Annotated in this window: 10 protein-coding genes; 4 read left to right on the top strand and 6 right to left on the bottom strand. The window is 38.3% G+C overall.

Annotated features, from left to right (window positions below):
• Window positions 1-609: excinuclease ABC subunit B (locus HRT72_10065; protein ID NQY68050.1), on the top strand; the 609-nt coding region annotated here is incomplete at its 5' end.
• A 60-nt stretch (window positions 610-669) separates the two neighbouring features.
• The gene (locus HRT72_10060; GenBank protein NQY68049.1) at window positions 670-2,928 is read left to right on the top strand and encodes a trypsin-like peptidase domain-containing protein; all 2,259 of its coding nucleotides are present in this window, start codon (window positions 670-672) and stop codon (window positions 2,926-2,928) included.
• A 12-nt stretch (window positions 2,929-2,940) separates the two neighbouring features.
• Here the strand turns inward: HRT72_10060 and HRT72_10055 are convergent, their stop codons facing one another.
• The 6 genes from HRT72_10055 to fabG all read right to left on the bottom strand — a co-directional run bounded on the left by HRT72_10055 (window position 2,941) and on the right by fabG (window position 8,874).
• Complete coding sequence (locus tag HRT72_10055) at window positions 2,941-3,147, bottom strand: hypothetical protein (GenBank protein ID NQY68048.1); 207 nt, start codon at window positions 3,145-3,147, stop codon at window positions 2,941-2,943.
• Window positions 3,148-3,225: 78 nt separating this feature from the next.
• A complete protein-coding gene (locus HRT72_10050) occupies window positions 3,226-3,855 on the bottom strand; it encodes a YdcF family protein (protein NQY68047.1) in 630 nt (209 codons plus the stop codon).
• 3 nt (window positions 3,856-3,858) lie between these two features.
• Window positions 3,859-4,692, bottom strand: a complete 834-nt coding sequence (locus HRT72_10045) for a prohibitin family protein (protein NQY68046.1) — start codon at window positions 4,690-4,692, stop codon at window positions 3,859-3,861.
• Window positions 4,693-4,777: 85 nt separating this feature from the next.
• Window positions 4,778-6,013 (bottom strand): M48 family metallopeptidase, encoded by a 1,236-nt coding sequence (locus HRT72_10040; protein ID NQY68045.1) that lies wholly within the window; start codon window positions 6,011-6,013, stop codon window positions 4,778-4,780.
• 13 nt (window positions 6,014-6,026) lie between these two features.
• Window positions 6,027-8,012, bottom strand: a complete 1,986-nt coding sequence (locus HRT72_10035; GenBank protein ID NQY68044.1) for a hypothetical protein — start codon at window positions 8,010-8,012, stop codon at window positions 6,027-6,029.
• A gap of 115 nt (window positions 8,013-8,127) precedes the next feature.
• Entirely contained in the window at window positions 8,128-8,874 is a 747-nt protein-coding gene (gene fabG / locus HRT72_10030; GenBank protein NQY68043.1) for a 3-oxoacyl-[acyl-carrier-protein] reductase, read from the bottom strand.
• A gap of 74 nt (window positions 8,875-8,948) precedes the next feature.
• On the opposite strand from fabG, the gene HRT72_10025 reads away from it, so the two are divergent.
• Complete coding sequence (locus HRT72_10025; GenBank protein ID NQY68042.1) at window positions 8,949-9,665, top strand: outer membrane beta-barrel protein; 717 nt, start codon at window positions 8,949-8,951, stop codon at window positions 9,663-9,665.
• 18 nt (window positions 9,666-9,683) lie between these two features.
• Window positions 9,684-10,130: hypothetical protein (locus HRT72_10020; GenBank protein ID NQY68041.1), on the top strand; the 447-nt coding region annotated here is incomplete at its 3' end.

Below are 10,130 nucleotides of genomic sequence, written 5' to 3'. Positions count from 1 at the left end.
TATATCCATTCGGACATTGACACATTAGAACGTATCGAGATAATGAGGGAATTCCGATTAGGAACTTTTGATGTACTTATTGGGATAAACTTATTAAGAGAAGGATTGGATTTACCTGAAGTTTCTTTGGTAGCTATTCTTGATGCGGACAAAGAAGGGTTTTTAAGATCGCATAGATCTCTTACCCAAACAGCAGGCAGAGCAGCTAGAAACGTGAACGGAAGAGTAATTTTCTATGCGGATAAGATTACCAATTCGATGCGTAAGACAATGGACGAAACCGACAGGAGACGAAAAATTCAATTGGATTACAACCTAGAGAACAACATCACTCCTACGGCCATACGTAAATCGAAAGAAGAGATTATTGGACAAACGGGTGTTCTTGAATGGAAATCTAAAAGAGATGCTCGCTATTATGTAGAACCAGAAGAGTTTGACATGGCGGCAGATCCGGAGGTTAAATACAAGAATACAGATGACCTCAAAGCTGATATTGAAAAAATTAAGCGATTAATGAAAGCAGCGGCTAAAGAGAATGACTTTATCGAAGCAGCCAGATTAAGAGATGAAATGTATAAGCTCGAAAAAATGCTAATCCAAGTATAATAATAGTTACTAGGAACAAAATAGAACGTCCATGTGTACGTTTGGAACGAAACCAGTAGATTGAATTTATTCATTAAACCCTTTATTCTTTTAATTGCAATTACATTAATTGTTGTTTCGATAAACATAAGCTTACAGGCCCAAATATCTAGCGGTGGTACTCCCCATGCCTTTTCCACAGGAAAAATAGTTGGTTCTGTTCATTTTGAAATACTTCCTCCTCAAGACAATCAAGCCCTATATATTAACAGCAGAACCAAACAACCTGGGAATAAAGTTGGTCCTTTCATCTTTGGAGAAAAAACGGAAGTTGATTTTAGTCTTTCCAACAGTGATAATTGGGAGGTCTTGAGAAACGGTGATTATCTATGGACGTTAGGCATTGAATCTCCAAATGCTTATTCCCTCAACTTGGTCTTCGACAACTTCTATTTACCCGAAGGCGCAGAGCTTTTTATTTACAATAAAGCGAAGACGCAATTCCTCGGAGCATTTACTAGCCGAAACAATAAAGAATCTGGCAGTTTCGCTACCGATTTATTAGAAGGTGATGCCATTATTATTGAATACTATGAACCTGAGAGCGTTCATGGCGACGGAACCTTTACCATAACAAACGTTACGCATGGTTTCGTTGATCTTAAATCTATCTCAAAAGCGTTTGGCGGATCTCAGAACTGCGAGATAAACGTTTCTTGCCCCGAAGGGGATGGATGGGAATCTGAAATTTCTTCAGTTGCATTAATTATGGTAGGCAGCCAGGGATTTTGTACGGGAACCCTTCTAAATAATGAATTAGAAGATGGCACCCCTTACCTCCTAACAGCAGAACATTGTATTGCTGGGCACGAACCGTTAGAAGACTGGATATTCCGATTCAATTTCGATAGTCCAGAGTGCATAACACAAAACATAACAACTACACAATCGCTTGCTGGAGCACAACTTAGAGCTTCTAATATTGAGACAGATTTTATTCTTTTGGAATTAGATGACACTCCTCCCGAAAGTTATAACGTAGCATATTCCGGATGGTCGAGAGACGACGTTACTGGCAACACCACGTGCATACATCATCCTAACGCCGACGTTAAAAAAATAAGTAAAGACTTCGATATTCCAACACAAACGGAACAACTCAACGTTGACAATAACGAAATGCTAGATGTATGGAGAGTTGTTTGGGAAGAAGGAACTACTGAAGGTGGCTCATCGGGATCCCCTCTCTTCAATTCAAATCACCAAGTTGTTGGTCAGCTATTCGGTGGTGCTGCGTCCTGCTCAAACATGCTTGGCTCCGACTTTTATGGAAGGTTTGGCGTTTCCTGGAATAACGGAACTAGTGATGCAACGATATTACAGCCATGGTTAGCTCCTAATAATGCAAACCTTACCGAGATTAGCACATACGACCCAACAGTAGCTGCTATTGAACTAGATGCTTCTCTATTCGACTTACTAGATAATAACCAAGACATCATTTGTAAGGATTCGGTGCAGTTTCATATTACGTTAAAAAACAACGGCACAATTAATCTCAATTCCTTAGACATCTATTATCAATTAAACGAAGAAGATATAGATACTCTACAATGGGAAGGCGACCTCAGTGCATCCAGCCTAGAACAAATTGAATTCCCATATCTAATTGCAGGTGACAATCCAACGTTTACAGTCTATTCTAGCAATCCAAACGGACAAACCGATTTAAATACTAGTAACGATACGATAACAAACTCTTTTGTTGTAGCCGACAGCGTTGGGTATGTAATATTATCTCTTCAGACCGACAATTACGGAGAAGAAACCAGCTGGCAGATAGTAAACAAAGAAGGCAATGTAGTGTACTCCGAATCTGATTTAGCTAGCAACAAACTACATGTATCCACATTATGCTTAGGCGAAGACTGTTACCAATTCGAAATTTTTGATTCGGAAGAAGATGGTATATGCTGTGATTTTGGTACAGGTTCGTTTAACCTTGTTGCGAACAATGGAGACGTACTTATTACCAATAACACATTTATCGAAGCAAGCCAGAGCGCGTACTTTTGCATGCCGATGTATGGCGATGAGACCACTGTCGGGGTGTCTACTGTAGTAGAAAAAGATCAACTAATAATTTCCGTAAATGAAGATGAACAAATACAAAGAATTGAGCTCTTCAACTTAACGGGGCAGCAACTATACTATTCCTCTTATGCAATAGGAGAACAACGTGTTATCATACCAATGGTATCTTACAACAACAAAGTTCTTCTTGCTCGTGTTACAACGAACCGAGAGATGACTACCCAGAAAATTCTAATATTATACTAAGAATAACTTTTCTTAGTGACCGTGACCAGAGCTATTATTAAAACCAACACCAGTATGCGAACTAGGTAATTTACTATGCGACTTATGGCTTTTATTACTTCTTTTATTATGCTTGGCATAATTGTAACCAGAATCCTTACCACAACTTGCCAAAACAAGTGAACCAGCGAAAACCATCAAACTAAATACTATTATTTTGCGTGTGTGTTTTGTTTTCAAATCTTTTGTTTTATATGGTAATTAAAATAACCTATCTATTTTTTTTGAAATCGCTCTTAGTAAATCTAAACGAATTATTTAATATTTCAAAGCGTAATAAAGGTGTTTAATGTACTCGTTATTAACCATTATCATAGCTCTTTCGCTCACCCACCATTCGTTCTCATCATAGAAGTCATTACCACAGCCCCAGACATATAGCTTTATTTTTTCGGCCTCAAAATCCGGCTTAAACGTATTCCAAACTCGTCTTGTGTGAAACTTTGAGCTTACAATTGCAGCTTCTGTTAATCCATTCTTCTTACAGTACTCCAATATAATTTCAGATTCTTCTTTTGTACTCGTTCCTTCATTTATTATTGTAATCTTAGAATTTGGCACACCCAACTTAACCATTCGAGTTCTAGAAATCTGGGCTTCCGTCTTCTTTATCCCAAGGGCTTCTAAAACAGTTGGAATATTCTTTCCGGTACAAACCAGACGATCCACTACCCCATTGCCATAGAGCTCATAACCTGCTTTACCACGCGCATGGCTATTTCCTCCTAATACGAAAAGAGTTACAGGGTTATCGCCAATTGGGTCTTCCTTTATTAACCAATCTCCAACCGCACCTAAAATTGAATACCGAGCGAAAAACAAAAGAGCTCCAATTAGCAATAATCCTATTACTAATCGAAGCCCTCGCTTTATTTTTGAACTAAACAAAGTTTAGTTACCTCCTAAGATAATTGGTAAACCATCTTTGCCTGAACCAATAACTACCACTTTTGCATTTGGCGATTTAGCCAAAGCTTCTGTTGCGATAATTCCCTTTTCTTTAAGAATATTAGATGTTAAACTTGCACCTAGTATCCTATTTGCTTCTGCCTTACCAGTTGCATCAACAATACGTCCTTCCGCTTCTTGTTTCTTCTTAGCAAGAACATATTGATACTTTTGAGATTCTTGCTCAGCGATCAACTTTGTTTCAATAGATTTTTGAATAGAAGCTGGCAGTTTAATAGAACGAATAACCAGAGACTTTTCAGTTATATGGCTTTTCCCTAAAATATCCGTCATGATTTCTTCAATCTCAACGGCTACTACTTGACGTTTGGTAGAGTACAACTCTTCTGGTTGGTATTTTCCGATCACCTCACGTACAGCAGAACGTAGAGAAGGACGAACTAAGTTCTTTTCGTAATCCATTCTAAATTGCTCATACAAATGACCTATTTCGCCCGGTATAAGCGCAAATCGTAATGTAATATCAATGTCGATCTTTAATCCGTTTTGAGATAGCACATCCATCGGCTCTTCAATTTGCTGATCTGCAACATTAAATTTTAATACATCGTGCCATGGTGCCACTACGTTTAAACCTTGACCAAGAATAGTTTCTGTATCCAATCCATCGCCATATTTCTTAAAGATTACTCCTCTTTCTGTTGGCTCAAGGATAATAAATGTTTTGCTTGCAAAAATCAAGAATAGTATAATTCCTGCTCCTATAAGTATTACCGGACGGTACTTGCTTATATCGACTTGTTCGTATTGATTCATCTCTAATTATTTAGTTGTTGTTAGAATACAAATCTAATCGCAAAATCGATTATTGCATCATTAAGAGATATACCTTTTCAACTAGTTATGAACTTGATTTCAACGCTCCTAAACGCTGCATAAGTGTTGGGTGCGAAAAGTTTAAGAACACGTATAACGGATGAGGCCTGAGATTGCTCAGGTTATCCACCGATAATTTTTTAAGTGCCTCCATAAGCGGCTCGCCTCCAAAGGTATCTGCGGCAAAACGATCTGCTTCATATTCATTCTTGCGCGATAACATGTTCATAAAAATTCCGGTTATCATGGAGATTGGCGTATAGAGTAAGCCAAATACTAGAATGCTTAAATGAAAGCTTTGATTTGGTGAACCAAGCACCAAAGACAAACTAGCGTTATTAATCAGTAGAGATAATACAAAAAGCATAACACCCATTTGCAAAACACCTAACACGATAGAAGCATATATGTGCTTCTTCTTGTAATGACCAACCTCATGGGCTAACACGGCTACAAGCTCTGGTATAGTGTGGTTCTCTATAAGCGTATCGAATAGAACGATGGTCTTCTTCCCTCCTAAACCACTGAAATAAGCATTCGCTTTCGATGATCTTTTAGATCCATCAATCTGAAATAGGTTACTTAAGTTAAAGCCCACTTTGTCGCAATACGCTTTAATCTCTTTTGCGAGCTCTTTATTTTTAATTGGCTCCAATTTATTGAACAGCGGTACAAACAAAGTGGTATGAAACATTGCCATGAATATCATAAATGCGGAAATGAAAGCCCAGGTATACACCCAGAACATATCTCCAGTAGCCATATAGAACCATACGATAGCTGACAATATACCTCCACCGAGAACAGCTCCAAGTAAAGCTCCTTTTATCTTATCTAGGATATAGGTTTTTGCCGTGGTCTTATTAAAACCATACTTCTCTTCTATTACGAAAGTGGAATACAAGTCGAATGGTAAACCTAATATATCGCTGCCTAAAGTCATTAAACCAAAGAAAAGCAACGCCATAAGAATTGGATTTTCGGTATACCCCCTAACGAAGTCGTCTAGTATAGCAAAGCCTCCATAAAACAACATTCCCAACATAAGCACAAGGCTAAACGTACTGCTGTACAAAGAAAACCTAGATGTCTCCTTATCGTACGCTTGCGACTTGGCATACTTTTCTTCGTCGTAAATCCCTTTTAACTCATCGGGCAATACAGAACTGTTTTTCGAATCGTTTAAATAATCCAACAGCCTTTCTGAAAGAAAAAAGAAAATCAATATGCCTACCACCGCATTAAACAATAACTCTTCCATGATAAAATTTTAATTAATAAGCCCCACTTCTTTTTCGAATTAGCCACTCAGCTCCCAGCAAGGCAAGTATGATAAAGTAAATCCACTTTTGATTGATGATGCGTTGAAAGGTGTATTCTAAAGAGGAGTAAGACTTAATATCCTCTCGTGCGTTTATTATGTCCAACACCTTCTCTAACTCACTTTCATAAAACATCTCACCTCCATTTTCGAGCGCTAAGTTATACATCAATTTAACATCTGCTATATTCCGCATTTTCTCTGCCACTATAGGATTTACAACAAACTGACCTTTACTAGAATACACACTATTGCCAATCTTAGAAGAAGCTTCGAAACGATAACTTCCGTAATCAAAAACACCTGCTTTTAAAATATTACCAGCTTCGTTTGGACTAAAAACGTATTCGTATTTATTATTCTCTGCATCGTACACATCTATCTGAACATCTTCACCCAGTACAGGTTCATAGATTTCGTTGTACATCTCTACTTTAAAAGAAACTGCTTCATTCTCGTCATAACTTGTTTTGGTAGTCACCCGAAGCCTATCTCGCTTAACCTTTACAGATAAGTATTGCACCGTTTTATTCAACAACTCGTCGAAGCCATTCTGGTTGCCATATTCTTTATACTCATACATCCTCCAACGAAACAACCCCTCTCCCGTTATTACAGCCGATCGAGCCCCATTAAGGTCACCATAAACAAATAAAGGGTAATCGGAGGCCACACTACCAATTTGCTGTTTAAAGAGAATCTGAGCATGCGGACCAATCTTATACGTTCCAAACCTACAAGCCAAAGGTGGCAAGCCTGCTAATTGCTGAGTGCCCGAATTAGACAAAGCAAATAAGCCGAAGTTCTCATTTAACACCGATTGACTATTATTCAACGCTGAACTGGAGTTAACAACGCTTACCAAAGATTGCGACTTATTAAAAGTTGCGATGGATGTATTGGCTCCTATTATATACAGAACTGGTATGTTTTGATCGAGCATTTTACGAGCTAATATCTCTGTGTTATACCGTTTGCTTGGCAAGTCGTGTAGAATAACCAATCCGTAATCCTTCACCTCGCCATTAAAATCTTTCATATAAATCAGCTCCGCCTCGTAATTATCGTTAGACTCGATGGAATTCTTAATAGCTGATAAATCAGGATGTGGAGCATTTCCGAGAATTAGAACACGTTGCTTGCTATCAAGTACATCGATGTATACATCTTGTCGGTTATTTACATATGTCACCTCTTCAATCAAATGCGAAACAGAAACCACATAATGTTGAATACCGTCTGCTTCTGCTTTAAGAATGGCAGTTACCTTCTCTAGGCTTCTTTTCGGATCAACTGTAATCTCTTGTTTAAAAACTTCTTTCCCTTGTTTATGGATAAACAAGGTATATGCTTCTCCTGCACATTTAAAAGAGCTAATACTTACTTCAACAGGGAATTGATTACCTAAGTATACCAATCGATTACACTTCACATTATCCAAGATCAAATCCTTCTTAACGATAGTATCTCCTAGAGTAATGGTATAGATTGGTGCTTGAATGCCATTAGAGGAATAAACAGGATTGGATCCCTTATTGAATAAACCGTCTGATGCAATAATCACAGCACCTACGTTCCTGTTCTCGAACTTGTTTTCCAGCTCATCAATAAGGTTAGATATACTCGTTTCCTTATCATCGAATCTATATTCAATTCCTTCGGTCACATTGGTACCAAAAGAATAGGTATTTACTTCGTACGACTCCCTTAAATCAGCTACCAGCTTATCTAATTTCTCTTTGTAAACCGTTTTGTAATACAGACTATCACTAGACAAAATGGATTCCGAATTATCCTGTGCAATAATTATAACGGGCGATTCAATCTTCTTATCCGAGCTTTTAATAAACGGATCGAGCAAGAGAAGCAATACGATTAATACTGCGCTGAAGCGTAGAATGTATAAGGCTCGTTTCACCCATATAGATACTGCACTCAAGCGATTCTCTTTATAGTATAATGCAAAGGCAAAAAGCGCCGCTAATGCGACGCAAATTAAAAAAGAGATTAAAGTATGATCTGTAGAAAATTGAATTTCCAATTCTTACTATTTATTAGGTGAGCATTCCGCCACAAACATTTATTACTTGTCCAGTAATATATGCCGACTTATCCGATGCTAAAAAGATTACCAAGCTCGATACATCTTCTGTACTACCAGCTCTTTTCAACGGAATACCAGCAGTCCAAGACTCTACCAATTTCTCGTCTAAAACGGCCGTCATTTCTGTTTCGATAAAACCTGGTGCGATTGCATTACATCTAATATTTCTTGATCCTAATTCTTGCGCTATAGACTTAGTAAACCCTAAAATAGCGGCTTTAGATGCAGCATAATTAGACTGTCCAGCGTTTCCTTTAACACCTACAACAGAGCTCATATTAACGATAGAACCGCTTCTCTTTTTAAGCATTATTTTCTGTACTGCTTTGGTACAGTTAAATACAGACTTGGCATTTGTATTCATAACATCATCCCAAGCTTCTTCACCCATTCTCATTAACAAACCATCTTTTGTAATACCAGCGTTGTTAACCAATACATCTATAGTTTCAAATTCTTCTGCAACTGCAGCTACCATTTCGTCTACTGCTGTAAAGTCTGCAGCATCACATTTGTATCCTTTAGCTTTAATACCTGTTGCTGTTAACTGTTGCTCAAGCTCTCGCGCTTTTTCGTCAGACGACATATAAGTAAATGCCACGGATGCACCAGCTTTGGCCACTTCTTCTGCAATCGCCTTCCCAATACCTCTTGTAGCGCCTGTAATTAATACTACTTTACCTTCTAATTCTCCCATTACTTTACAATTAATTAAAATCTGAAATGTATTTTTTTGCTACATTTACTTCAACTCTGAACGGCATCAAATATATGAGAAAATTACTTATTAGCGCTGCACTATTCTTGGCAGTTACGACGTCTTTTGCACAACAGTGGGGAGACATTGGAATCAAAGGTGGATATGGATACAATTTACTCTTCAACTCCAATTTGATAAACGATAAAGATTTTCAGTACGACCATTCATTTGGTTACTCATTCGGAGGAAAGATTGGGTGGAATTTCAGCTACAATAACGAAGTGGTTGTGGAGTTTATGTCAACTCACTTCAATCAAGACTTGAAGTACAATGCAGATGGCAATAGTGGAACATTGAAGTATGCCATGCATTCATACGACATCCCGCTAATCTACAGAAGCAATAATGAAAAGACGGGATCTTATGCCGAGATTGGTCCGCAGTTTAGCATTGTGCAAGGTGTTATGGAAAGCGACCTGGGTGATGTATCGGATAACTTTAATGGCACATACTGGTCTGTAGTTGTTGGGCTAGGTAACTACGTTGCAGGAACAGACAATACAGGACTCGTTGCTGGTGTACGACTTATGTATGCCTTGGGTGATGTAATAAACGGAACAGGGAAAGATAATGGGTATCCTACTGGCGCATTTGGCGATGGCAATGCTTCAGAGAAATCCACCAATCCATTTACAGCGCTATTTATGTTAGAGCTTAATCACGATTTTGGATACTTAGTATCTGCTTCTTGCCAGCAACGGAACAAGCTTATCCTGTTTGGATTGTAACACAAATATTTTAGCCTCATGAAGAATACAATTCTATCTATCGCATTATCCGTATTTATGTTATCAGGATACGCACAGTCTATTGAAGTCGGTGGCTTGGGTTCTCTGAAGTCTACTTGGATACTAAACGAGAACATCACCAATACATCAAGCGAGCAGGATTACCAACCAACATGGGGATACAGCGCGGGAGCATTTGCGGCAGTACATATTAGCAAGAAGTTTGGTGTCGAATTAGACTATCAGTACGGCACGCACAATCAAGGATTTAGTGCTTCTTCCGGCCCGTACAACTTTATAGACACATTAAATAATGGCGATTCTGATTTTAGCAAGGAATACAATTCAACAATAGAGTTAACGTCGCAAGACATTGCCCTTTTGCTATTACTTGGAGGTGAAGAAGGCGGACATGTAGAACTGGGTGTACAATACTCAAGTCTTTCCGCAGCATTGTACTCGAAG

This window comes from Flavobacteriales bacterium, assembly GCA_013214975.1.
Lineage (GTDB): Bacteria > Bacteroidota > Bacteroidia > DT-38 > DT-38 > DT-38.
This window is presented reverse-complemented; position numbering and strand designations above follow the sequence as displayed.